Origin of the sequence: Youxingia wuxianensis (genome assembly GCF_014385085.1) — a bacterium.
GTDB lineage: Bacteria > Bacillota > Clostridia > Oscillospirales > Ruminococcaceae > Youxingia > Youxingia wuxianensis.
In genome coordinates, this window is the sequence record NZ_JACRTD010000003.1 from 342,883 (window position 1) to 366,436 (window position 23,554).

At 43.8% G+C, this 23,554-nt stretch carries 23 protein-coding genes; 17 read left to right on the plus strand and 6 right to left on the minus strand.

Annotation, left to right across the window (positions count from 1 at the left end; translation table 11 throughout):
- Positions 1-33 precede the first annotated feature (33 nt).
- The 10 genes from H8705_RS05940 (at position 34) to H8705_RS05985 (ending at position 15,514) form a co-directional block, all read left to right on the plus strand.
- Positions 34-7,434 carry a GH36-type glycosyl hydrolase domain-containing protein gene (locus H8705_RS05940; RefSeq protein ID WP_262394904.1) on the plus strand — a complete coding sequence of 2,467 codons (7,401 nt, stop codon included), beginning with the start codon at positions 34-36 and terminating at the stop codon, positions 7,432-7,434.
- A 159-nt stretch (positions 7,435-7,593) separates the two neighbouring features.
- Complete coding sequence (gene yfmF / locus H8705_RS05945) at positions 7,594-8,874, plus strand: EF-P 5-aminopentanol modification-associated protein YfmF (protein WP_262394905.1); 1,281 nt, start codon at positions 7,594-7,596, stop codon at positions 8,872-8,874.
- 1 nt (position 8,875) lies between these two features.
- Entirely contained in the window at positions 8,876-10,162 is a 1,287-nt protein-coding gene (gene yfmH, locus H8705_RS05950) for an EF-P 5-aminopentanol modification-associated protein YfmH (RefSeq protein WP_262394906.1), read from the plus strand.
- A gap of 22 nt (positions 10,163-10,184) precedes the next feature.
- Positions 10,185-11,264: a prolipoprotein diacylglyceryl transferase gene (gene lgt / locus H8705_RS05955; RefSeq protein WP_262394907.1), complete on the plus strand. Its 1,080-nt coding sequence runs from the start codon at positions 10,185-10,187 to the stop codon at positions 11,262-11,264.
- Positions 11,245-12,087, plus strand: a complete 843-nt coding sequence (gene folD / locus H8705_RS05960; protein ID WP_262394908.1) for a bifunctional methylenetetrahydrofolate dehydrogenase/methenyltetrahydrofolate cyclohydrolase FolD — start codon at positions 11,245-11,247, stop codon at positions 12,085-12,087. The genes lgt and folD overlap by 20 nt, the downstream gene beginning before the upstream one ends.
- A 137-nt stretch (positions 12,088-12,224) precedes the next feature.
- The gene (rplU, locus tag H8705_RS05965) at positions 12,225-12,536 is read left to right on the plus strand and encodes a 50S ribosomal protein L21 (protein ID WP_262394909.1); all 312 of its coding nucleotides are present in this window, start codon (positions 12,225-12,227) and stop codon (positions 12,534-12,536) included.
- A 31-nt stretch (positions 12,537-12,567) separates the two neighbouring features.
- Positions 12,568-12,825 carry a 50S ribosomal protein L27 gene (rpmA, locus tag H8705_RS05970; RefSeq protein WP_262394910.1) on the plus strand — a complete coding sequence of 86 codons (258 nt, stop codon included), beginning with the start codon at positions 12,568-12,570 and terminating at the stop codon, positions 12,823-12,825.
- Between the two features lie 104 nt (positions 12,826-12,929).
- A complete protein-coding gene (gene obgE / locus H8705_RS05975; protein ID WP_262394911.1) occupies positions 12,930-14,201 on the plus strand; it encodes a GTPase ObgE in 1,272 nt (423 codons plus the stop codon).
- Between the two features lie 17 nt (positions 14,202-14,218).
- Positions 14,219-14,617, plus strand: a complete 399-nt coding sequence (locus H8705_RS05980; protein WP_262394912.1) for a Mini-ribonuclease 3 — start codon at positions 14,219-14,221, stop codon at positions 14,615-14,617.
- 27 nt (positions 14,618-14,644) lie between these two features.
- Entirely contained in the window at positions 14,645-15,514 is an 870-nt protein-coding gene (locus H8705_RS05985; RefSeq protein WP_262394913.1) for a YitT family protein, read from the plus strand.
- Between the two features lie 56 nt (positions 15,515-15,570).
- Here the strand turns inward: H8705_RS05985 and H8705_RS05990 are convergent, their stop codons facing one another.
- Positions 15,571-16,116, minus strand: coding sequence for an NADH peroxidase (locus tag H8705_RS05990; RefSeq protein ID WP_262394914.1), 546 nt, complete (start codon positions 16,114-16,116; stop codon positions 15,571-15,573).
- A 222-nt stretch (positions 16,117-16,338) separates the two neighbouring features.
- On the opposite strand from H8705_RS05990, the gene H8705_RS05995 reads away from it, so the two are divergent.
- On the plus strand, positions 16,339-16,521 hold the full coding sequence (locus H8705_RS05995) for a hypothetical protein (protein WP_262394915.1): 183 nt from the start codon (positions 16,339-16,341) through the stop codon (positions 16,519-16,521).
- Between the two features lie 48 nt (positions 16,522-16,569).
- Here the strand turns inward: H8705_RS05995 and hydF are convergent, their stop codons facing one another.
- Genes hydF through H8705_RS06015 form a run of 4 tightly spaced genes read right to left on the minus strand, consistent with a single transcriptional unit; the run spans position 16,570 to position 20,447 of the window.
- Positions 16,570-17,760 (minus strand): [FeFe] hydrogenase H-cluster maturation GTPase HydF, encoded by a 1,191-nt coding sequence (gene hydF / locus H8705_RS06000; RefSeq protein ID WP_262394916.1) that lies wholly within the window; start codon positions 17,758-17,760, stop codon positions 16,570-16,572.
- Positions 17,761-17,788: 28 nt separating this feature from the next.
- Positions 17,789-19,204, minus strand: coding sequence for a [FeFe] hydrogenase H-cluster radical SAM maturase HydG (gene hydG, locus H8705_RS06005; protein ID WP_262394917.1), 1,416 nt, complete (start codon positions 19,202-19,204; stop codon positions 17,789-17,791).
- 18 nt (positions 19,205-19,222) lie between these two features.
- The gene (gene hydE / locus H8705_RS06010; RefSeq protein WP_262394918.1) at positions 19,223-20,194 is read right to left on the minus strand and encodes a [FeFe] hydrogenase H-cluster radical SAM maturase HydE; all 972 of its coding nucleotides are present in this window, start codon (positions 20,192-20,194) and stop codon (positions 19,223-19,225) included.
- Complete coding sequence (locus H8705_RS06015; protein ID WP_262394919.1) at positions 20,181-20,447, minus strand: TM1266 family iron-only hydrogenase system putative regulator; 267 nt, start codon at positions 20,445-20,447, stop codon at positions 20,181-20,183. Before H8705_RS06015 ends, hydE begins: the two co-directional genes overlap by 14 nt.
- 289 nt (positions 20,448-20,736) lie before the next feature.
- Between H8705_RS06015 and rpiB the strand changes: the two genes are divergently transcribed.
- From rpiB to H8705_RS06045, 6 genes are all read left to right on the plus strand, one after another.
- Complete coding sequence (gene rpiB / locus H8705_RS06020) at positions 20,737-21,183, plus strand: ribose 5-phosphate isomerase B (protein WP_262394920.1); 447 nt, start codon at positions 20,737-20,739, stop codon at positions 21,181-21,183.
- Between the two features lie 190 nt (positions 21,184-21,373).
- On the plus strand, positions 21,374-21,745 hold the full coding sequence (locus H8705_RS06025) for a TnpV protein (RefSeq protein ID WP_262394921.1): 372 nt from the start codon (positions 21,374-21,376) through the stop codon (positions 21,743-21,745).
- A 424-nt stretch (positions 21,746-22,169) separates the two neighbouring features.
- Positions 22,170-22,412 (plus strand): hypothetical protein, encoded by a 243-nt coding sequence (locus tag H8705_RS06030; RefSeq protein WP_262394922.1) that lies wholly within the window; start codon positions 22,170-22,172, stop codon positions 22,410-22,412.
- Entirely contained in the window at positions 22,402-22,566 is a 165-nt protein-coding gene (locus H8705_RS06035) for a hypothetical protein (RefSeq protein WP_262394923.1), read from the plus strand. The genes H8705_RS06030 and H8705_RS06035 overlap by 11 nt, the downstream gene beginning before the upstream one ends.
- 89 nt (positions 22,567-22,655) lie before the next feature.
- Positions 22,656-22,823 (plus strand): hypothetical protein, encoded by a 168-nt coding sequence (locus tag H8705_RS06040; protein WP_262394924.1) that lies wholly within the window; start codon positions 22,656-22,658, stop codon positions 22,821-22,823.
- Positions 22,824-22,926: 103 nt separating this feature from the next.
- Positions 22,927-23,262, plus strand: a complete 336-nt coding sequence (locus H8705_RS06045) for a TnpV protein (protein ID WP_262394925.1) — start codon at positions 22,927-22,929, stop codon at positions 23,260-23,262.
- Here H8705_RS06045 and H8705_RS06050 read toward each other — a convergent pair.
- Positions 23,252-23,467: an undecaprenyl-diphosphate phosphatase gene (locus tag H8705_RS06050; protein WP_087374753.1), complete on the minus strand. Its 216-nt coding sequence runs from the start codon at positions 23,465-23,467 to the stop codon at positions 23,252-23,254. The two genes, H8705_RS06045 and H8705_RS06050, sit on opposite strands and share 11 nt — an antisense overlap.
- Positions 23,468-23,554 lie beyond the last annotated feature (87 nt).

A 23,554-nucleotide genomic window follows, 5' to 3' on the forward strand; every position in this document is an offset into this window, starting at 1 on the left:
AATATCTGCAAACAAATGATATGAGGGCTGCGGATGAATACGACATATATTACAGAAATTGAGGCTGGCCTGCGTACGGCCTTTTCTAGCATTTCCCAGGAGTGGGGAAGCGTAGGCTCTATAAAAAAACAGCTATTAAAGGACCTGAAACTCTTATCTGACGCCAGGTTTTCTCTCAGTGGAAAAGAAGAGTTTTTCGGCTGGGAAAAATGGTTGATCGATAATTATTATTCCATCGATGGTCACGGTAAACAGGCGCTGAAAGATCTAAGCGGTTTTAAAAAATCAGATGATATCTATCCATTTTACCGGATGATACAAGAGGTTTTTTCCAACGGACAAATACCTATTCAGCAGGAAAATGTTTTTCAGATGGCCAGTCTTTCCCGGCAGTTTATAGAACTATCGGAGGATCAGCTGAGTTTTATTTATACAGGGCTGAAGCTTTCAGTCATTCATGCGGCGGCCAAAGCCTGCACTGCCGGATATACGCAAGAAGAAAAACAACAGCTGATCCGCTTTGGGGTGATCGGCCTTTCCCAATTGTATGAAATCAACTTTGAGCAAATAACTTCCGGATGCAGTAAAACCGAAGAGATTTTTTCAAAGGATCCATCGGGAATATATCCTAATATGGCTCAGGAAAGCCGCCGATATTATCGCCAGATCACCGCCCGGCTGGCAAAAAAAAGAAATTGCCTGGAAAGTCAAGTTGCACAGGAAATGTTAACATTGGCAAATGGAGGAAGTCAACAGCGTACCCGCCATGTGGGGTACTATCTTCTACAGGCAGACCCGCTGAAAAAAAGAGCCAAAAAACGAGGATTGTTTGTTATTTGGGGGTCCATGGGTTTTCCCATCCTGTTTTGTTTTTTCTTATGGCTGGCAACAAGAAGTATTGTAACCGCACTCCTTTGCTACCTGCCTTTTTTAGAAATTATCCGGATATTACTGATAAATTTTACTATGAGAGGCGTTCCCATAAACCATCTGCCTAGGATGGAACTATCAAAAGAACCGGGAAAAATACCGAAAACAGTAATAGCCGTCTCCACGCTGCTTCCCAACGCTTCCCATGCGGATGAGCTGGAGAGTCGGTTGGAACAGCTATATTTTTCCAACCAGGATGAAAACTTATATTTTTGTGTTTTAGCAGATTTTAAAGAGGATAAACAGCCATATAATCCCCAGGATAACCGGAATGTACAAGCGTCTCGGGAGGTGATCAGCGAGCTAAATCAGAAATATGGAGATCACTTTATGCTGTTTATACGTAAACGCAGCTTTAATAAAACACAGAACTCTTACTGCGGCTGGGAGAGAAAGCGAGGAGCGATTACTGAGTTTATCCGTTTCATAAAGGGAAAAACAACTTCCGTCAGATGCTTTGAGGGAAGCCGCCAAGCATTGGAAAATTTAAAATATATCATCGCTCTGGATGCAGACACCAATCTTTCCTTCCAGTCGGCGAATATATTAGTATCCGCGGCGGCACACCCTTTAAACCAGCCGGTAATCGGCAGTGAAAATATTGTTGTTGAAGGATACGGTATCCTGGTACCCCGCATGGGAACGGAGCTTACAAGTATAAAGGCAACAGACTTTACACGTGTAATGGCCGGATGCGGCGGCGTCAGCACCTATGAACAGGAATGTTGCGATTTTTATCAAGACATGTTTGGAGAAGCGATTTTTTCCGGCAAAGGGTTGATAGATATCGACGCTTTTTATCAGGTATTGGATCAGCGTTTTCCGGAGAACATTGTGCTTAGCCATGATATTTTAGAAGGGGCTTACCTTCGGACTGGTTACATTTCTGATGTGGAAATGACCGATAAAATGCCTACCAATGTGTTGTCCTGGTTTACCAGGCTTCATCGCTGGCTGCGGGGGGATTGGCAAAACATCCTTTTTTTAAAGAAAAAATATCGCGTACAGGGCAAAACTTATGAAAATCCGATTAATTTACTTTCCCGCTATAAATTATTAGAAAATCTCAGGCGGTCTATGGTTCCTGTGATCGCGGTATTGTGTGTTATTTATCCATCCTTTACCGATTTATACAGCGGACTGTTTTTATGCGCGGCGGCATTTTTTTCTGTTACATTAAATCCGCTTATCAGTGCATATTATGCAGCGATAAGCGCGGGGGATCTTTCTTTCACCCGAAGATTTTTTGTACGGACTATGCCAAGAACTCTAGAGCTGCTGGGGCAGGGAGTATTTTCCCTTATAATGTGCGCCCAGCAGATGACAGTGACACTGGATGCTGTTGGCAGAACCCTATGGAGGGTATATGTAAGCCAAAAAGGGCTTTTGCAATGGACAACGTCTGCCCAGGGGGAAATTGCTCAAGTAACAGTTGGGGCGGTTTTGCGCCGAAGCTGGCCTGGGGAATTATTGGGGCTGGTTTTGTTTTTATTTTCGCCAAATCTATTGGTAAAGTTGTTTGGAATACTGTTTTTATCCTATATTGTACTGGCGGTGACAACCTCAAAACCAACGCCGGTGATTGCCAGTCTGCCGGACAGATATCAGAGAGAACGTATTTTGTCTTACTGCGCCAGAATGTTTCGGTATTATGAGGACTTTGCAGATGAAGAAAATCACTTTCTTCCGCCGGATAATGTGCAGCTGTCTCCTGTAGATCGGATTGCGACGCGCACGTCGCCTACCAATATTGGAATGATGCTTCTTTCTTATTTAGCGGCAAGAGATTTCCATTTTATTAACAGCAAAGGGCTTTACCAAAGGATAAAAAGAACGTTAGATACCATCGCACAGCTGGAGAAGTATGAAGGGCATCTGTATAACTGGTATGATACCCATGACCTGCGGGTATTGCCGCAAGAGTTTATTTCCACTGTGGACAGTGGAAACTATTTATGCGCTTTGGTCGCTTTAAAAGAAGGTCTGCGGGAATATACGGTCCAGGAACCTCGGTTGTGGGAATGTATCAATGAGATTGAAACCATTTTAGAAAAATCGGATCTTTCTATTTTCTATAATCCCAATCGAAAGCTTTTTTCCATTGGAATTGACTCGCATACCAAGGAAAAAATCGGATCCTACTATGATTTTCTTATGAGCGAGGCCAGGACTACGAGTTATTACGCCATTGCAAAACGGCAAGTGGAATATAAACACTGGCGCTCTATGAACCGTACTATGTCACGGGCTGGTTCCTATGCTGGGCCGGTTTCTTGGACTGGGACGATGTTTGAATATTTTATGCCTCATTTGCTTCTGCCCATATATGAAGGTTCTCTATTGAGCGAAGCGCTTCAATATTGTGTATATTGTCAGAAAAAGAGAGTACACCATAAGGATATTCCCTGGGGAATAAGTGAAAGCGGCTATTTTGCATTTGACGAGCACTTAAACTATCAATATAAAGCTCATGGGATTCAACGAATTGGGGTAAAACAGGGATTGGACAAAGAATGTGTAATCTCTCCTTACTCTACCTTTCTAACCTTGCCTCTGAAGTTAGATGAAGGAATAAAAAACCTTGAAAAGTTAGAAAATTTGGGAATGCTTGGATATTATGGCTTTTATGAAGGGATTGATTTTACTCCCCAGAGGATAGGAAAAAATGAATATGCGGTTATACGTTCCTATATGGCTCATCATATTGGGATGAGTATGATCGCCTGCGCCAACAGTTTATTTGACAATGTGATGCAGAAACGGTTTATGCGGGATCATTATATGAAATCCGCGCGGGAATTTTTACAGGAACAAATATCCAAAGATGTGGTGGTGTATGATCAGATGAAGCCGGAAGGACAGGAAAAAATAAAACAGCAGCCTCCCAATGCCAACGTGATATTTTCCCAGGAGGCGCCAGGAAATCCCAAATGTACGTTTCTTTCCAATGGAAATTTAACCCACTTGTTTACCGATAATGGAAGCAGTTTCCTGCGTTATGGTGAAAACGACGTTACCCGTCGGCCTAATGACCTATTGACTAAAGGTCAGGGGATATTTTCGATTGTAAAACTAGCGGGAGAACTTGTACCCGCGGCCCCAGCCCCTTTTTACCTGCCAGGGGTAGAGTACCGCTGTGAGTACGGGCCGGAACATGTTTCTTACAGTGGAAAAAAGGGGAATGCGCAAGTAACTCAAACTTTCTCTATTGATCAGTCCCTGGGATGTGAGCGATGTACGGTTGCTATTCAAAATCATTCTGCAATCAAAGGGATGGCGGACGTACTGTTTTATTTGGAGCCGGTACTCTCTAAATTTGAGAACTATGCGGCGCATCCGGCGTTTTCAAAACTGTTTGTACTAGGAGAATATGATTCGTTTACCGATACTTTTACTTTTCTGCGCAGACATAAGGACGGCTCCAACGGATTATTTTTTACTGTAGGTTTTTTAGAACATTATACCTTTGAATACGAGCTTAAAAGGGATAATATTACCCCTTATCCAGAAGGGATGAATAACCTGTTAAATTTTGAGAGTATGGCTATGTCAGGCGGCAACGCCACCCCTGACGGCTGCTGTGCTTTGCGTCTGACCACCCTGGTGCCTGCCGGCGGGGAAAAAACAATCACTCTATTGCTGTCTGTTTCTCCCAGTAAGGAAGAAAGCGTGGGGAATATCGTGACGCTAAGACAGCAAAAAGATAACCCCCCGCGTCAAAATTCGCTTTCTCCATTGGCCAGCGATACGATGGAGGCCAGAATAGGAAGCAGTATTTTAGGACAGTTATTATTTTCTTTTTCGGATAGCAAGGACATCACTCATTATCTAAGTAAAAATACAAAAGGGCAGGACAGCCTATGGCCTATGGGAATTTCCGGAGATATCCCGATTGTTGTATACGATTGGGCGGCGCAGCCGGATGAGCAGTGCTTAAGCGCATATATTCGATTGTTAAAAATGCTGCGGATGCACAAGCTGGAATTTGATTTGTGCGTAATGTATGATTCCAGTATAAGCAGTCACGCGCAGGCAGATTTAGAAGAGCTGTTAAGCCAAACCCAGTCCCAGCCCTTAATAGGATTAAGAGGCGGTATTTTTTTGGTAGACATAGAAGCGGCGCCAAAAGAATCAATAGTTCTTCTGAAAGCCTGTGCCTGTCATATTGCGGGGGCAAGCGAGCCGGGGATAGCCGCTTCTCACTTTGCTCCAATGACCGTCTTAAAATCACACCCTATTCCAATTCCTGCGGCGGAGGACCGGTTCGATTTGGTAGGCGGCGCCTTTGCAAACGGACGATTTTATGTAGAACGGGTAACACCGCTGCCTTTTAGCCATATACTGGCGAACCCTACTTTTGGGACGTTAATGAGCGATACTAACTTGGGGAATACCTGGTGGGCAAACGCCAGGGAGTTTAAAATTACTCCATGGTACAACGATATTGCCACGGGAAATGATGGAGAACGGCTTTATTTAAAAATAGAAGGCGCCGTCTATGATCTTATTAGTGGTTCCAGGGCGTCTTTTTCTCCCCAGGACGCTTTATATGAGGGAAATATAGATGGAATAGCAAGCAAAGTGCGGGTAACGATGGAAGAGCGGGCAAATATCAAATATATCGACGTTAGTCTTACCAATACTACGGAAAAGGAGTCGGAAGTGATGTGCGCTTATTATACGGAGCCTGTACTGGGAGTCACCAGAAAAACGGCGAAGTTTATTCAGCCGAAAATTGTTGATGACTGTTTGGTGCTTCATAATCCTTACAATACGGCGCTCCCGGGTTACGCTGCGTTTCATGTTCCGGGGGAAAGGCCTGTATTTACCGTAGACAGGGCGTCTTTCCTTTCCGGAAATTGGAGCGCCAGCGAAATGCTTCCTAACAATGATCCTTGTACTGGACTGATTATTTCAAAAAAACTGCCGCCCCACAGAAAAGAAAAAATCCGATTTATTCTTACTGCGGCGGATACTCGGGAAGCGGCAGTTTCCATGGCGATCAATGACCCGTCCCCAAAAGTAGAAATGGAAAAAAGCATAATCCAAATTTCGACTCCGGATATCCCTTTAAACCGTTATATCAATTTATTTGCGCCTCATCAGATTTTAGCGGGGCGTATTTATGGGCGCACCGCTTTTTATCAATGTTCCGGGGCGTATGGTTTCCGGGATCAGCTTCAGGATGTGAGCGCATACATGCTTCTTGATCCGCAGGTGTGCAAAACACAGATTTTACGCTGCTGTTCAGTACAATTTGAACAAGGAGATGTTCTGCATTGGTGGCATGAACTTCCCGGTGTTACTCGGGGAGTACGCACTACTTTCAGCGATGATTTAGTGTGGCTGCCTTATGTAGTGTGCGAGTATGTAAAGCATACCGGCGATGAATCTATTTTGGATCTCGAGGTTCGGTATATCAAAGGAGATCTGCTGTCTGAAAACGAAGAGGAAAAATATATGGAAGTGCAGCAGACGGAAAATAAAGGCACGGTGTTTGAACACTGTGTAAAGGCCATTGAGAGAGCATATCGCTTAGGAGACAAAGGAATCCCTCTTATCGGATGCGGCGATTGGAATGATGGATTTTCCAATGTGGGGGTAAAAGGCCAGGGACAGAGCGTATGGCTTGGGATGTTTTTAGCTCAGGTGATGGAAATGTTCTCCCAGCTGTGCGAAAAACGGGGCGATAGCTATAAAAGTAGCGTTTACCGTGGAAACGCCAAAGTGTTAAAAGAAAATATCGATAAAAATTGCTGGGACGGCGCATGGTATCAGCGTGCGTTTTATGATGATGGAACGCCGATAGGAAGCGCTAAAAGTCCGGAGGCGTCGATTGATATTTTGGTGCAAAGCTTTTCCGCTATCTCTCAAATGCCGCAAAAAGACCGAATAAATACCGCTCTTACCAGTGCATGGGACAGACTGGTAGATGAAAAAAATCGGATTATTAAACTATTTTCATCTCCCTTTGAAAATTCCGAGCAAAATCCTGGTTATATTAAGGCATATCCGCCGGGTATCCGGGAAAATGGGGGACAATATACCCACGCAGCGGTCTGGTTTGCACTTTCTATGCTCAAAACCGGACGTTTGGAAGAGGGGTGGACGCTGCTGGATATGATCAATCCCGTCAGCCGGTGTACGGACGGAGAATTGGCCCGGAAGTTTAAAATTGAGCCATATTATATGCCCGCGGATATCTATACCAATGAGGGCGCCTACGGTCATGGCGGCTGGAATATCTATACCGGCGCAGCCTCCTGGTATTATCGGACGGTAATTGAGGATCTTCTTGGACTTCACTTCTGCGGCAGCCATATGAATCTTACACCCTTAATTCCCAAAAGCTGGCGGCGCTTTACTGTTTATGTGAAGAGGAAGGACTGTGAATTGGACATTGAAGTCGTCCGTACAGGAACACCGGCTCTGTTTGTGGATGGAAAAGCGGCGGCGGTGATCCCTCTGGATGGAAAGAAACATGAAGTTTTATTAAACCTGTGAAAACGAGCTTCAAATATATGGCATGGGAGAAAAATTTATGCTATAATAAAAGTCAGCTTACGCCAAATAGGGTAAGCGCCGCCTTTGACAGCGGGTATGGGCAAGGCTTGGATTTGGAGGCAAATCCAATAAAAATTTTATAGGCGAGGAGATTTTTCGATGAACTATTCGTTCCAAAGAGAACTGCTGAGCGAGGGAGTATATTTTAGCTCCGTCACCGACGATAAATTTAAGCATAACCGCATTACGGCCAACTTTATCCTGCCTTTGAATAAAAATACAGTAACCAATAATGCGGTCGTGCCTTTTATTTTGCGTAAAGGGTATCGGGAATGTCCGGACTTTACCAAACTCAACCGGGAACTTAATCGCTTATATGGAGCGTCTCTTTCCTGTGATATTTCCAAATTCGGCGCTTATCAGGTGTTGGATATTTCCATTTACGGGGTGGACGATCGTTATACCTTAAAAAAGGAAAGTATTGTACAAAAATGTGCTCAGATGCTTAGCAAGGTATTATTGGATCAGCATTTTGAAAATGGCCTTCTGCCTCAAAAAGATGTAGAACTGGAGAAGCAGTATTTAATAGACACTATCGAATCTCAAATCAATGATAAGCGAATCTTCGCCTTAAACCGCTGTAAAACGATTATGTGCGAAGGGGAAAGCTTAGCGGTAGAAAAATACGGCTATATCGAGGATGCGAAAAAAATCACTTCGGCTTCCGCCACGGAAGCTTACAAGAATATCTTAAAGACCGCCCAGGTAGAAATTATGTTTGTAGGCTGTGGAAATCCAGACGCCGCAAAACAAGTGTTTAAACAGGCATTTTCTTCTGTGGAACGCTTTCCGATTTCTATTAAAAAGCTGACTACCAAAACCAAAGCGGATGAGATAAAAGAAGTTACCGATGAAATGGATGTAAGCCAGTCGAAACTGGTTATGGGATTTCGCTGCGGCGAAATTAATTCCATGAAAGAGTTTTATGCAGTGCGTACGATGGCGGCGCTATTTGGCGGAACTCCCAATAGCCGTCTATTTACCTATGTTCGGGAGAAACTAAGCCTTTGCTATTATTGTGCCGCTCGGTTTGATCGAATGACCGGGCTAATGATGGTAGACAGCGGCGTTAATAAAGAAAATAAGCAGAAGGCTTATGACGAAATTCTAAACCAGCTGGAAGTGATTAAAAATGGGGATTTCAGCGACGATGAACTCATAGCGACCCGCCTTGCTATGAAAAACTCTCTGCAGGGAGTTACTGATTCCCTTGGCGCGATTGAGGAATGGTATATGGCACAAATTATGAGTGGCACGGATATCGCTCCTGGGCAAGAGGCGGAGGCTTTGGATAACGTTACCAAAGAGGATGTTATTGCCGCGGCGAAAAAAGTAACCTTGGACACGGTTTATTTTCTTACAGGAAAGGAGGAGCAGTGATATGCAGGAAGTGATTAAATCCCAGCAGTTAAATCAAGAAATAGTGAAAGTACAGCATCCTTCCGGATTGACCTTGCTGCTTTGTCCTATGAAAGGATTTTCTACGGCGTATGCTACCTTTACCACTCAATATGGTTCGGTAGATACCGCTTTTAAGACTCAGGACGATGATGAAATGCTGCAGGTTCCGCAGGGGATAGCTCATTTCTTAGAGCACAAGATGTTTGAAAATGAAAATGGGGAGGATGCTTTCGCCTCCTACGCTAAGACCGGCGCTTCTGCCAACGCTTATACTACCTTTGATAAGACGGCATATCTTTTTTCTTGTACGGATAACTTCCAGCAGTCATTGGAAGTTCTGCTGGACTTTGTTCAGCGCCCTTACTTTACGAAAGAATCCGTTGAGAAAGAGCAGGGGATTATCGGACAAGAGATTAAAATGTACAATGACGACGGGGACTGGCGGGTTTATTTCAATCTGCTGGGAGCGTTGTATCAAAACCATCCGGTGCGCATTGACATCGCCGGTACGGTAGAATCCATCTCTGAAATTGACGCAGATCTGCTCTATCGCTGCTATCACACCTTCTATAACCTGAATAATATGGTACTATGCGTAGCCGGTAATTTTGAAATCGACACCGTTTTAAAGGTTGCGGACAAGTTGTTAAAGCCCGCAGAAAAGAAAATTAAAATAGAACGGGGAACTTATCAGGAACCGGAACAGGTTAATAAAGCGCTGGTAGAACAAAAACTAGCGGTAGCAACTCCGCTGTTCCAGCTTGGTTTCAAAGGAAAATCCAAAGACGCAGCGTCTAACTTGAGAAATCAGGTGCTGGATGAGATACTTGCGGATATTATTGCTGGTGAAGCTTCTGAGCTTTACAGCAAAATGTATGACGCGGGGCTGATTAATTCCACCTTCTCCAGCGAAATCATGGCTGGGCGGGATTATATGTGCAGTATTTTTTCCGGGGAATCTCGTGATCCCAAAAAGGTCGCCCAAATGATTAAAGAGGAGATTTCCCGTCTGCAAAAGGAAGGTTTGGACAAAGAAATGGTAGAGCTGTGCAAACGGGCTACTTATGGGCGGTATATCGGTATGTACAGCCGGGTGGAAGCAGTAGCCGGATTGATGGCGATTACTCATTTTGCCGACGTAAATATGTATGAGTTTTTAGATATTGTTGCAGGGGCTTCTATCAAAACCCTGACAGAAAGATTATCTGTTGCTTTTGATACCACAAAATCCGCATTATCTATTGTTTATCCGCTGGACGAGAATTGAAGTTGGTTAGGGGAGATAGGACATGGCAGAACAGATAATATCCTTTCCGGGGTTGGGTATTGAAGAATTTTCCATCAATCGGATTGCCCTTTCCATTGGAAGCCTGCATATTTATTGGTATGGGGTTATTATTGCGGCGGCTTTTTTGGCCGCCATCCTTTACATTTTAGCAAGAGTACGTTCTTTCGGCTTAGACAGTGACCGGGTATTGGATGTGATTTTAGCCGGCGTGGTTGGCGGAATTATCGGCGCCCGGTTGTATTACGTTGTTTTCTCTTGGGACATGTACAAAGACGATCCTATGAAAATCTTTCGTATTTGGGAGGGCGGCCTTGCTATCTACGGGGGAATTATCGGCGGATTTTTAGTAGCGTTTATTGTTGCAAAACTACGGCGGGTAAAATTTATTCCATTGGCGGACCTGGCGGTAGGCGGATTGATTTTAGGACAGGGAATTGGGCGCTGGGGAAACTTTGTAAATGTAGAAGCCTTCGGTAGCAACACCTCCTTACCCTGGGGAATGGCAAGTCCCAGTGTGGAAAGATATCTCTCTATTCATCAGGCGGCATTAGCGGCCCAGGGAATACAGGTGGATCCCTCCATGCCAGTGCATCCTACCTTTTTTTACGAATCGGTATGGTGTCTGCTGGGATTTTTAGTTATTCTTTGGTATACAAAACGCCGCCGGTATGATGGAGAATTGCTTCTGATTTACGCTGCTTGGTACGGCTTGGGACGCTCTGTAATCGAGGGACTGCGCACTGACAGCCTGATGTGGGGAAATTTCCGTGTTTCTCAACTATTAGCGATTTTACTTTGTGTGACCTCCCTTTTATTAATGATTTATATCCGCGGGAAGATCAGAAAAAACGATGACCCGGATTATTTGAAGCTTTATGTTTATACGGAGGAAGGACAGGCTATTTTAAGCGGCCAATTCTATCGTCGGCGTCATCCGGATGAGATTGAAGCGGAAAATAAAGAGCTTGAGGAACCAACGCCTTCGGTCCCATTGGAGGAATTAAACCAGCAGGAGCCGGAGCAAACCATAAAAGAAACTAATATTGGGGAGGAAACAGAAGATGAAAGCAACGATCATTGATGGTAAAGCGGTGGCCGCGTCTTTGCGCAGTCAGCTAAAAGACCAGGTGGCCGCTCTTAAAGAACAAGGGGTTGTTCCCGGACTGGCAGTAATTATTGTGGGGGATGATCCGGCTTCTAAAGTCTATGTAAGCAACAAAGAAAAAGCTTGTGCTGAAGTTGGGATGTATTCGGAAAAATACGCTCTTCCGGCTCAGACTACCCAGGAGGAACTGCTGGCGTTAGTAGAAAAATTAAATAACAAACCAAATATCCATGGTATTCTCTGTCAGCTTCCTTTGCCAAAACACCTGGATGAAAAAGCGGTGATCGAAGCTATTTCTCCCAAAAAAGATGTGGACGCTTTTCACGCTCAGAATGTAGGAAGGATCATGATTGGGGATTATAAATTTCTTCCCTGTACTCCAGCAGGTATTATGGAGCTAATTAAGGCCACCGGCATTGATATCACCGGAAAAGAATGCGTAGTGGTTGGAAGAAGCAATATTGTAGGAAAGCCTATGGCTATGCTGCTGCTACATCAAAACGGAACGGTTACTATCTGCCATTCCCGCACAAAACAGTTAAAAGAAGTCTGCCGCCGGGCAGATATTCTGGTAGTAGCAATTGGAAAAGCCAAGTTCATCACCGGTGATATGATTAAGAACGGAGCGGTGGTTATTGACGTGGGAATGAACCGGGATGAAAATGGAAAATTTTGTGGGGACGTGGACTTTGACAGCGCCAGTGAAGTAGCCGGATATCTTACTCCGGTGCCTGGCGGGGTAGGGCCGATGACCATTACCATGTTACTTAAAAATACCCTTACTGCCGCTGCCAAGTAAGCAGTAAAATCACCAAATTGTTATTGACATATTTGTCCATGTATGATAAAATTACTTTTGCCGCATGTTACAGGCTCAAAGTGCGTCTAAATGACGACGCCTGAGATACAGCGAGTCTTATGAAATGAGGAAACAAAATGTACGCAGTTATTTCTACCGGCGGAAAACAGTATCGTGTACAGGAAGGCGATGTTGTTTTCATTGAAAAGTTGGCTGTGCAGGCTGATGAGACCGTTACTTTTGATCAGGTTCTTGCAGTAGGCAAAGAGGATGGCATGGTAATGGGGACTCCAACGGTTGACGGAGCGAAAGTAACCGGAAAAGTGTTAAAGAACGGTAAATCCAAAAAGATTACGATCTTTACCTATCGTCCGAAAAAAGGCTCCGCCCGTAAAATGGGTCATCGGCAGCCATATACAAAAGTTGAAATTCAGTCTATAGAGGCTTAATTACGTTAGAAGAAAGCAGAGGTGTTGACTAATGGCACATAAGAAGGGCGTCGGCTCTACGAAAAATGGTCGTGATTCCGAATCGAAACGCCTTGGCGTAAAAAGAGGTGACGGTCAGTTTGTACTGGCTGGAAATATCTTAGTTCGCCAGAGAGGCACACATATCCATCCGGGCACCAATGTTGGCAAAGGTTCTGATGACACACTTTTTGCCCTCATCGATGGAAAGGTTAAATTTGAACGTTTGGGCCGTGACCGTAAAAAGGTTTCGATCGTACCGGTTCAATAATAACAACAAACAACACAAGTCCCGAGTGGTAACGCTCGGGATTTTATTTTCATAATTTTGGGTATACTAAATCGGTACCCCACATCTAATAGGAGAACTAATTTATGTTTGTAGATAAAGTACAAATTAGGATCAAAGCTGGCAAAGGCGGCGACGGCGCCATCAGTTTTCATCGGGAAAAATATGTGGCGGCCGGAGGGCCGGACGGGGGCGATGGCGGCCGGGGTGGAAATGTTGTATTTATGGTGGATACCAACCTTTCCACCTTGGTAGATTTTAAGTTTAAACGCCGGTATATCGCTCAGGATGGGGAACCTGGACGTAACAAACGCTGCAATGGGAAAAGCGCTCCAGATTTAGTTATTAAGGTTCCTAAGGGAACCGTCATCCGGGATGCCGACACTGGACGAATCATGGCGGACATGTCCGCTCAGGAAGCGATCGTCCTTGCAAAGGGAGGCAATGGCGGTTGGGGCAATACCCATTTTGCCACCCCTACCAGACAGGTCCCCCGGTTCGCTAAACCAGGTCTTCCGGGGGAAGAGTATACGATAGATATGGAGTTAAAATTGCTGGCGGACGTAGGTTTGGTTGGTTTTCCAAACGTAGGGAAATCTACTTTGATTTCTGTGGTAAGCGCTGCAAAACCCAAAATTGCGAATTATCATTTTACCACTTTAACCCCTGTGCTGGGGGTAGTTTCTGTGGAAGAGGGAAAATCCTTTGTTATGGCGGATATTCCCGGGTTAATTCAAGGCGCCAGCGAGGGTATTGGGCTGGGGCATGAATTTTTGCGCCATGTGGAGCGCTGCCGGCTGATTTTACATGTGGTGGACGTCTCCGGAATAGAAGGCAGAGATCCTATAGAAGATTTTAAAGCGATCAATGAAGAGTTAAAAAACTTCAACGAAGAATTAGCTTCCCGGCCGCAGATTGTGGCGGCCAATAAGTGCGATATGGCCACTCCCGAGCAGATTGCCTCTTTCCGTACGTTCATCGAGGGCCAGGGATATGAGATGTTCGAAATTTCCGCCGCCACAAGAAGCGGCGCCCAGCCGCTTGTCTATGCTATTTCCAAATTGCTGGATACGCTGCCTCCGATCAAGCAGTATGAGGTAGAGCATGTGCCGCTGAGCGAGATTGAGAAAAAGATCAAAAACGAGTTTCAAATTCATATGGAAGATGGAATTTATGTGGTGGAAGGGGACTGGCTGATGCAGGTTTTGGGACTGGTAGATGTAAATGATTATGAATCCCTGCAATATTTCCAGCGAGTGCTCCGTAAAAGCGGAATTATTGATAAATTGGAAGAAATGGGAATACAAGAAGGGGATACTGTCAGTATCTTAAACTTTGAATTTGACTATATAAGATAAAGGATGGGCAGATTTTAATGTTTAGTACAAAACAGGCAAATCCAAAACTTTTAAGCCCGTTAACGCTGGCGTTTATCGGCGACGCGGTATACGAACTGCTTGTTCGGGAACGAATTGTGCAGGAAGGGAATATGCCGGTAAACGCTATGCACAATAAAACGGTAGCAAAAGTAAAAGCCAGCGCTCAATCCGAAGTTTTTGAAAAACTTCTTCCTTATCTGAGCGAAGAGGAAACCGCTATTTTAAAAAGGGGAAGAAACGCTCATTCCAATACTTCGCCCAAACACGCGGAATTGTCGGATTACCGCCGTGCAACTGGGGTAGAGGCGCTGTATGGTTATCTTTATTTAAAAGGTGAGAAGCAAAGAATAGAGGAAATTTTTAGTATAACATATAATCAGCTATCTGTTGATTGACATTTATAGGAAGGGCGGGGGAATTGGATGAACTTTCAGTCTCATGGCAATATTAAAAAAGCTCTGATTGACCTGTTATTTATTATGGTAGGTACCGCTATATATGCGCTTGGTCTGCATATATTTATCGCTCCTAACCAGATCGCTCCCGGAGGTATCTCCGGTCTGGCCATTGTAATCAACTATCTGACCAATTTGCCGATCGGTATCCTGCAATTTGTTTTAAATCTGCCCCTTTTGATTATTGCTATAAAGTATTTAGGAAATGATTTTACTATAAAAACTTTAATCAGTGTTTTAGCTCTATCTGCCAACCTGGATTACGTGGTCGCCGGCCTGCCAACCTATGTGGGAGATCCTTTATTATCTTCTCTGTTCGGCGGGGCGGTTATGGGATTTGGATTGGCGATTGTCTTTATGAGAGGCTATACCACCGGCGGCACAGATATTGTTTCCCGGCTTTTGCAAAGGAGATTTCCGTATATGCAGATAGGGAAGATACTGTTTGCCATCGATGCAGTTATTATCGCTATTTCCGCCGCAGTATTTGGCCAGATTGAAACCGCTTTGTACGGAATGGTTTCGGTATTTACAAGCGCTTTATTGATGGATAGCGTACTTTACGGAATGGATCGGGGAAAGTTAGCTTTTATTATCTCTCCAAAGGCGGCAGAAATCTCCAAAGAAGTTATTTCTCAACTGGATAGAAGCGCTACTATAATTAAATCTACCGGAGCCTTTACCAATAAAGAAGGGGCCGTACTTATGGTGGCAGTTCATCGTCAGCAGTATTATCCGCTAAAAAATATTATCCATGACATTGATCCTACTGCGTTTGTAATCGTCGCCGATTCAAGCGAGATATTGGGAGAAGGTTTTAAAAGAATAAAGGAATAAACAAAAGAGCCGTCCGGCTAAAGCCGGACGGCTCTTTTATTATTTTGTTTTTTAACTTATTTAAAATAACGGTTCAGAAGCCCCTGGAAAGCACAGCCGTGGCGAGCTTCGTCCTTTGCCATCTCATGCACTGTGTCATGGATTGCATCCAGGCCCAGTTCTTTCGCCCGGGTAGCAATTTTCTTTTTGCCTTCACAAGCGCCGTTTTCAGCAGCAACGCGCAGCTCCAAGTTTTTCTTGGTGTCAGCATATACGCATTCACCCAGCAGTTCCGCAAATTTTGCGGCATGTTCCGCTTCTTCATAGGCGGCTTTTTCATAGTAAAGACCGATTTCCGGATAACCTTCCCGATGAGCCTGACGAGCCATTGCAAGATACATACCAACCTCAGTACATTCGCCGGTAAAGTTCATTCTCAGGCCTTCCAGAATTTCCTCGTCTACTCCTGCGGCAACACCAATACGATGTTCATCTGCCCAAGTCATAGAATCAGAAGACTGCTCTTCAAACTTCGAGGCAGGAGCCTTACACTGGGGACAAAACTCCGGCGGGGTATCTCCTTCATGAACATATCCACAAATAGTACATACAAATTTTTTCATAATGACAAACCTCCATAATGATAAATTGTCCTAATACTCCATTAGTATACTATATAAGTATATTTAAGTCAATAAAAAATTGGCAAAATTTAAAAAAATCTGCTTCATTTGAAGATAATTTTACACCTTCTTTTATATTATCTTATGAATAAAAATTAAATTTTTTCAGATACTATGACTGACCCTTCGGTTAAATAAATATAAAAGCGAGGTAGAATAAAAATGGCGAAAAAAACAAATAAAACAAATAACAATAACTCTAATAACAGCTTAACCAACGATAAAAACTGCAATACTACGAATAGCACCAATAACAGAAGCTCTAACAAATCCTCCAGCCACTCTTCTTATAACAACTCTTCCAACAATTCTTCTTATAACAATACTTCTTCCAACTCCCACTAATATCATAAGTAAGAGGGGGCCGTTTTTATAAAAACGGCCCCCTCTTACTTAATAACTAATCTTTTCTAAAATTCCTGTAAGTTTAGCGATAGCCACGCCGTAATTCGTTATAGGAACCCGCTGATTTTTTGCCTGCTCTATCCGGGAGAGTACATATTTGCGGTTAAACATACAGGCTCCGCAGTGAATGATCAGATCGTAAGGGGAGAGGTCCGAAGGAAAATCAGGACCGCTGACAAGATCAATAGAAAGGCACTGTCCTACTTTATTACGGAGCATTTTGGGAAGTTTAACTCTTCCGATATCCTCCTCCAAAGGCGCATGAGTACAGGCTTCCGAAATCAAAACATGAGAATCCTGCGTTAAGGTATCAATAGCCGAAGCGCCTTTGACGAACTCCCGAATATCCCCTTTATAATTGGCAAACAGCACAGAAAAAGAGGTTAAAAGGCTTTCTGAAGGTTTATGCTCATAGACAGTTTTAAATACCTGAGAATCGGTGATTATAAGTTCCGGCGCTTTTTTTAATGCCGCAAGCGCCCCTTCCAGCTGTTCAGCAGTAACGCTCATCACCAAACATTGATGATCCAATAGATCACGAATCGTCTGAACCTGCGGAAGGATAAGCCGCCCTTTGGGCGCCTGTATATCCTGAGGCATCACCAATAAAACCACATCTCCCGGTTTTACCAGATACCCTGCAATCGTATCGCTTTCATAGTCTTCAGGGATCGCCCGGATAATTGCGCTGATGATCTCCTCAACCCCTATCCGTTGTTTTGCGCTAACCACAAGGGGAGAGAGGGAAAACTCCTTTTCAACAGCAGTTTTTATCTGCTGGATATTAGTAAGAATATCCCCTTTATTAATTACAGCTACAATCGGAGTTTTCCGTTTGCGCAGTTCAGCGATCCATTCTTTTTCCAAGGAAAATTCCGTATCGCAAAAAACAACAACCGCTACATCTGTTCTTTGGAGAGCTTTTTTTGTCTGTTCTACCCGCAGCCGGCCTAAACTGCCTTCGTCATCAAACCCTGCGGTATCAATGAGCACACAGGGGCCGATCCCATGAATTTCCATGGATTTGTACACCGGATCGGTAGTCGTCCCCGCCACATCGGAAATCAAAGAGATTTGCTGATTGGTAATAGCATTGATAAGGGAAGACTTTCCGCTGTTTCTTTTTCCAAATAAACCAATATGAAGCCGATTGGCACGAGGGGTGCTGTCTAAACGCAAGAAAGGTCGCCTCCTTTAATTTAAATATCTAAAACCGAAAATCACGCAAACCGCTATGGATTTCCTGAACATGTTTTTGGGCAATTTCTCTGACTTTATCATTGGGGATACGGGAGAGTTCCTCCATGATCACCTTTTCGCCTTTGCGTCTGGTATCTTCAGAGGCATAGTCCTCCAAATATTCTTTTAAAGTCATAATGGCGTTTGGCTGACAACAGTTGGCAATCTGTCCGGATTTTACCAGATGCATAAACCGGTCGCCAGTTCTGCCTTCCCGATAGCAAGCGGTACAGAAGCTTGGGATATACCCCATCCCCAACAGCCAATTTACCACCTGATCCAACGTACGCGTATCGCTCACATCAAACTGGGCGGAATTTTCCTCCTCGCCCCCTTCGGCATAACCGCCTACACTGGTACGGGAACCTCCGCTGATCTGGGAAATCCCCAAGTGTAAGACTTTTTCTCTGGTCCGCTGGGATTCACGGGTGGAAACAATCATTCCAGTGTAAGGAACGGCGATGCGCAAAACTGCTACAATCTTGGCAAAAATTTCATCTGAGATGGCGTTTTCAAAATCTTCCGGATTGATATCATCCGCCGCCCGGATACGAGGAACGCTGATCGTATGAGGCCCTACTCCGAACACGGCTTCCAGATGCTCCGCATGCATCAGCAGACCCACAAAGTCGTATTTATACATATTCAAGCCGAACAATACTCCACATCCAACATCATCGATTCCGCCCTCCATAGCCCGGTCCATCGCCTCAGTATGGTAGGCATAATCACTCTTGGGACCGGTAGGATGAAGCTGTTCATAGGATTTTTTATGGTAGGTTTCCTGGAAAAGAATATAGGTGCCGATTCCCGCTTCTTTGAGCTTGCGGTAATTTTCTACGGTAGTAGCCGCAATATTAACGTTCACACGGCGGATCGCTCCGTTTTTATGCTTAATCCCATAAATACTTTTTATGCTTTCCAGCACATATTCTATCGGGTTATTTACTGGATCCTCTCCTGTCTCTAACGCCAAACGTTTATGTCCCATATCCTGCAGAGCGATTACTTCTTTGACAATTTCCTCCTGGGTCAGCTTTTTACGGGCAATATGCTTATTTTTCATATGGTAGGGGCAGTAGGTGCACCCATTGACACAGTAATTGGAAAGATACAGAGGAGCAAACATCACAATACGGTTTCCATAAAACCGTTGTTTGATCTCCTGGGCCAAGGAATACATTTTTTCAATTTCGTCGTCAAGCTCGCACTCCAAAAGTACCGCCGCTTCCCGATGAGTAAGTCCTTTACAGTCTTTTGCCCGTTCCAACAGGCTGTCAATCAGCTCTCGGTTGTTTTTATTTTTTTGAGCGTAATCCAGGGTTTCCAGGATTTCCGCATCGTCAATAAACTCAGTAGCAATTTTTGATTTTGGATTATACAATTTTCATTCTTCTTTCTATTATAATGGAATTTTTCCCAATGATTTTATTTCCTCCTCCAGCTCTTTTCTCTGGGAAAGAATATGTGTCTGTCCCAAGTGGGACGGATAAAGTTCATATAAGCTTTTGAACGTATCCGGGGTGACTTTACGCATAACTACATTGGCGCCGCAGGAAAAAATATTTTCTTTCTCCCGGCTGGAAAGTACCCCCAGGGCAGTAGTTGCCGGCAAAAGCAGGGTAGGCATTAAAAGCCGCGCCAGTGCCACCGCCCGTTTGGTAAGCTGTGTGCTGCCAGCGGGCTGATCCCGCAGCTCGGTATCCGGATGGGGGATGAAAGGGCCAATTCCCGCCATATCACAAGCAAGCTCCCGCAGGAGAAGCAGGTCCGCAGAAATGGTCTTTTCTGTTTGTCCAGGAAGACCGATCATAAAACCGCTTCCTGTTTCATATCCCAAGGCTTTAATATCCTTTAAGCAACGGATACGGTTTTCTAAGGTTCCACAAGGGTGAAGGGAGGCGTAAATATCTGGATCGCTGGTTTCATGCTTGAGCAGATACCGGTCCGCTCCGCACCGGCGCAGATACTGATAGTCTTCAAAGCACATTTCCCCGCAGCTTAAGGTGACGATTATCCCAGTTTTTTTAATTTCTGAAACAATCTCTCCCAAGAGGCTGGGCGTATAAAACGGATCTTCTCCCGACTGAAGCACAATGGTTTTATAACCCGCTTCATAAGCTTGCTTTGCGGTAGCGATTATCTCTTCCGGCATCATACGGTAACGGCCAATACGGCTGTTCTTACAATTAATTCCACAGTATCGACATTGTCGGCGGCAGTAGTTGGAAAATTCCAAAATCGAACGGATATGTATAATATCTCCTACCGCTTCCCGGCGCACTGCATCTGCCTGCTTAAATACATCGCTAAAGTCCTCCTGCCCAAGAAGAAACGCCAGCTCCTCTTGAGACGGATGATCACTTAGTTTCACTTGCGCCACCTACCTTAGAATATACGGTTTTAATAGTAAGGCCGTTTATCATTCCCAATTTTCCTGAAAGGGAGCTGATAATATCGTTGGTGGCATCAATTACAACGCTGATAATACCTATTTCTTTTTCCCGATAGGGAATGCCCATACGTCCTACAATATATTTCCCATATTCATGCAGTATACTGTTCAGTCTTTCTGTGGCGGAAAGATCTTCCACAATAATACCAATCAGAGCAATTCTTGTATTCAACTGCCGCTACACCTCTCTTTTAGTAAAAAATAAAACCCCGCGTACAAACGCAGGGTATTTTTGACACACAAAATATACCACCGCCTTCTCACTCGGGACGAACCCTTATGAATTAGTACGATTGTTTTTTCGGCGATTGCCGTTACCAATTCCTTGTTAGCAGAAAACTTCTTTTAACTCGGATTTGATAATATCTTAACATATATTTCCCAGGGAATCAACTATCTTCTTGATTTTCTCCATAAGATTGTGTATAATTTAACACACAAAAGAAAGGACGGCGGATACTATGGTAATTGCCCTTGGCAGCGATCATGTAGGGATCGAGTTAAAAGAAAAAGTAATGGCTTATTTCGATAGCAAAGGCATAGCATATAAGGACCTTGGTACTTACAGCCGGGAGCGTACAGATTACCCAATCTATGGAAAAAAAGTTGCTCAAGCGGTAGTGAGTGGAGAATACGAAAAGGGTATTATTTTCTGCGGTACCGGAGTTGGTATTTCCATTGCCGCCAATAAGGTGCAAGGCGCCCGGTGCGTCTGCTGCAGCGACTGTTATTCCGCAAAGCTTTCCCGCTTGCATAACGATACCAATCTCCTAGCCCTGGGCTCCCGGGTGGTAGGAACCGACCTAGCGTTAATGATTATCGACGAATGGCTCGCGGCTCAGCCGGAAGGCGGCCGCCATCAGAGACGAATTGATATGTTAAATGGAAGCATTCCCACGCCTCAATAAAAAAAGCCTGCGCTAAATGCTGAGTGTTTATAAGGAAGTATTCTAAAAACACAGTAAAATCGGCATTGCAAGGGCGAAAATAGGCACTGACCAAATTGGTTGGTGCCTATTTTTCTGCAATCGGCACATTGGTTTTATTGAAAAATCTTTTGTAAAATGTAATTACACTAAAACAAAGGAGGATTTTTCAATGAAATCTATTTACGAAAATCTTGGCGGAACTTATAAAGCAAACAGCGATTACAGTCTGCCCACACTCGTACTACCAAAGGAAGAACCGTTTGAAATTTGTGTGTGGGGACAGCGATACCGCAGACATTTGAAAGAAAACCGTCGCATTATTTACTACAACTATTTGACAAAAGGCACGCTCAACAAACACCTTGCAGAGGTAGATATACGAGCCGAAAAAATGTTTCAGCAGCTTGTGAAATCACTTGCCGAGAAAGAAAATGTTACAGAAAGTCTGAAAGCCGAAGATATGATGTTATGGGTTCAGAAGATGAATAACATCCGAAATCGAGCAACTGAAATCGTTAACACGGAAGTGATATTTGTATGAGAAAGTATCATATTTATCTTACATCGGAAGAAAGAAAACTAATAATCGAAAGCCTTATTTCAGAGAAAACCACTCTTATCTCGGCGGGCAAATATACGGACTGTGTTGATGATGTTCTACTTAAAATTCTGCAAGCCAAGAAGAAAAAAGTCAAAGTAATTTATACATAACATAACGAAAAGGCACAGCCTTCGGAAAAAAGAATCCGTTGGTTGTGCCTTGTTTTGTATGAACCGAAGTTTTCTGCTTAATCTTAGCGAGCAGACCATTTATGGATATGTTTATCCAAAACGGTTATCGTTAGGGTTGCACCCTAAGACCCAAATATGGTTGATGTAATTTACATTATGAGCAGTTTACCGACGGAACAGTAAAATGTATCGAGTATGAGATACCCTTTGAAATACCAGACAAATGGGTTTGGGTGAGATTAGGGAACTTAGCTCAATATAAAAAAGGTCCCTTTGGAAGTAGTATTACAAAAGCTATGTTTATTCCAGATTCGCCAACTGCTATAAAGGTTTATGAACAAAAAAACGCCATTAACAAGAACGCATCTTTAGGCAAATATTTTGTATCATCAGAAAAATACGAAACTCTTAAAGGCTTTGAAGTTTTACCAAATGACATAATTGTTAGTTGCGCTGGGACAATTGGTGAAACATAGTGATATATTTCCGTTTCAATATGAAGCCGACAAGCCTACTATCCATAAAATCGGCGGCAGATATTTTGAAGTAAGCTCCCGCTTTGATGATAAAGGAACGGAAAGTGTTCTGCATCAGTTTATCGAACTATTAAAGCAGGAAAATCTCATATAAGCAAAATTACACATTCGACAACAAGGGCGTTGCAGTATATACTTGCATTATCTTGCAATGCCCGGTTGTCGGAAAGGAGCACAAATTTTATGGCAACTAAAATCAAAAGTACACAAGGGCAGGAAAAAGAAAAAATAACGGCACTCTATTGTCGTTTATCTGTTGACGATGATAAAAAGGATATGGAATCCAACAGCATAACCAACCATGATGTAATGTATAGAGGGTGGATTACACCAAAAAACATTACATCATGACTGACGGCTCATTTGTGGCGAATGAAAAGACAGTTATGATAAAGGAGGGATGCCCTCAAACCTACCGTAACTGTCAACCACATTCCCACGAAAGGAGCCTTGTATGGAACTGACTTACACCAAATGCGGCGATTATTTCATTCCCGATCTTGTATTATCGGACGCCAAAGAGTACCATATCGGGAAATATGGCCGGTTGCGCCGTGCCTACTTAAAAGAACACCGACCCATTCTGTATACCGATTTCATTATCACCGAAAAGCTGTTTCCCCACTTGGAGGAAATCGACACCGCCTGCCGGGAGCGGCTGGAAATCATTGAAAAAACCATGATGCAGCAAGAGGGCGTCACAGAAGCCCTGAAAGCTGCCGACCAGATGGAGTGGGTGCGCTCCATGAACTCCATCCACAATAATTATTTACATCCCATCATTCAATAAAACCAAAGTATATCGCAGCAGCTGCGGCAAGAGCGATTCGATACCAGCCAAAAATTCTGAAATTATGTTTTTTGATGAACGACATAAGGAAACGAATAGATATTATCGATACCAAAAACGCAACCAACATTCCGGTAAGTAGTACAGCACACTCAATAGCTGTAAATTTTATTGGCTCTACTCCCGTTTTAGTGGATAGGAGTATTTAGAAAGGGTTAGGGACAGCGAGTTGGAGTTTACCAGCAACGAGGCAAATCATCGAGGCAAAGCCCTCATAGGTATTAAAGCCACG

Coding starts and splice junctions, on each gene's coding strand:
- yfmH (WP_262394906.1), top strand. CDS start 8,876: ATGCAGGAAGTGATTAAATCCCAGCAGTTAAATCAAGAAATAGTGAAA.
- H8705_RS05990 (WP_262394914.1), bottom strand. CDS start 16,116: ATGAAAAAATTTGTATGTACTATTTGTGGATATGTTCATGAAGGAGAT.
- folD (WP_262394908.1), top strand. CDS start 11,245: ATGAAAGCAACGATCATTGATGGTAAAGCGGTGGCCGCGTCTTTGCGC.
- rpiB (WP_262394920.1), top strand. CDS start 20,737: ATGGTAATTGCCCTTGGCAGCGATCATGTAGGGATCGAGTTAAAAGAA.
- H8705_RS05995 (WP_262394915.1), top strand. CDS start 16,339: ATGGCGAAAAAAACAAATAAAACAAATAACAATAACTCTAATAACAGC.
- rpmA (WP_262394910.1), top strand. CDS start 12,568: ATGGCACATAAGAAGGGCGTCGGCTCTACGAAAAATGGTCGTGATTCC.
- yfmF (WP_262394905.1), top strand. CDS start 7,594: ATGAACTATTCGTTCCAAAGAGAACTGCTGAGCGAGGGAGTATATTTT.
- H8705_RS06045 (WP_262394925.1), top strand. CDS start 22,927: ATGGAACTGACTTACACCAAATGCGGCGATTATTTCATTCCCGATCTT.
- H8705_RS05940 (WP_262394904.1), top strand. CDS start 34: ATGAATACGACATATATTACAGAAATTGAGGCTGGCCTGCGTACGGCC.
- H8705_RS06025 (WP_262394921.1), top strand. CDS start 21,374: ATGAAATCTATTTACGAAAATCTTGGCGGAACTTATAAAGCAAACAGC.
- H8705_RS05985 (WP_262394913.1), top strand. CDS start 14,645: ATGAACTTTCAGTCTCATGGCAATATTAAAAAAGCTCTGATTGACCTG.
- H8705_RS06040 (WP_262394924.1), top strand. CDS start 22,656: ATGGCAACTAAAATCAAAAGTACACAAGGGCAGGAAAAAGAAAAAATA.
- obgE (WP_262394911.1), top strand. CDS start 12,930: ATGTTTGTAGATAAAGTACAAATTAGGATCAAAGCTGGCAAAGGCGGC.
- rplU (WP_262394909.1), top strand. CDS start 12,225: ATGTACGCAGTTATTTCTACCGGCGGAAAACAGTATCGTGTACAGGAA.
- lgt (WP_262394907.1), top strand. CDS start 10,185: ATGGCAGAACAGATAATATCCTTTCCGGGGTTGGGTATTGAAGAATTT.
- H8705_RS05980 (WP_262394912.1), top strand. CDS start 14,219: ATGTTTAGTACAAAACAGGCAAATCCAAAACTTTTAAGCCCGTTAACG.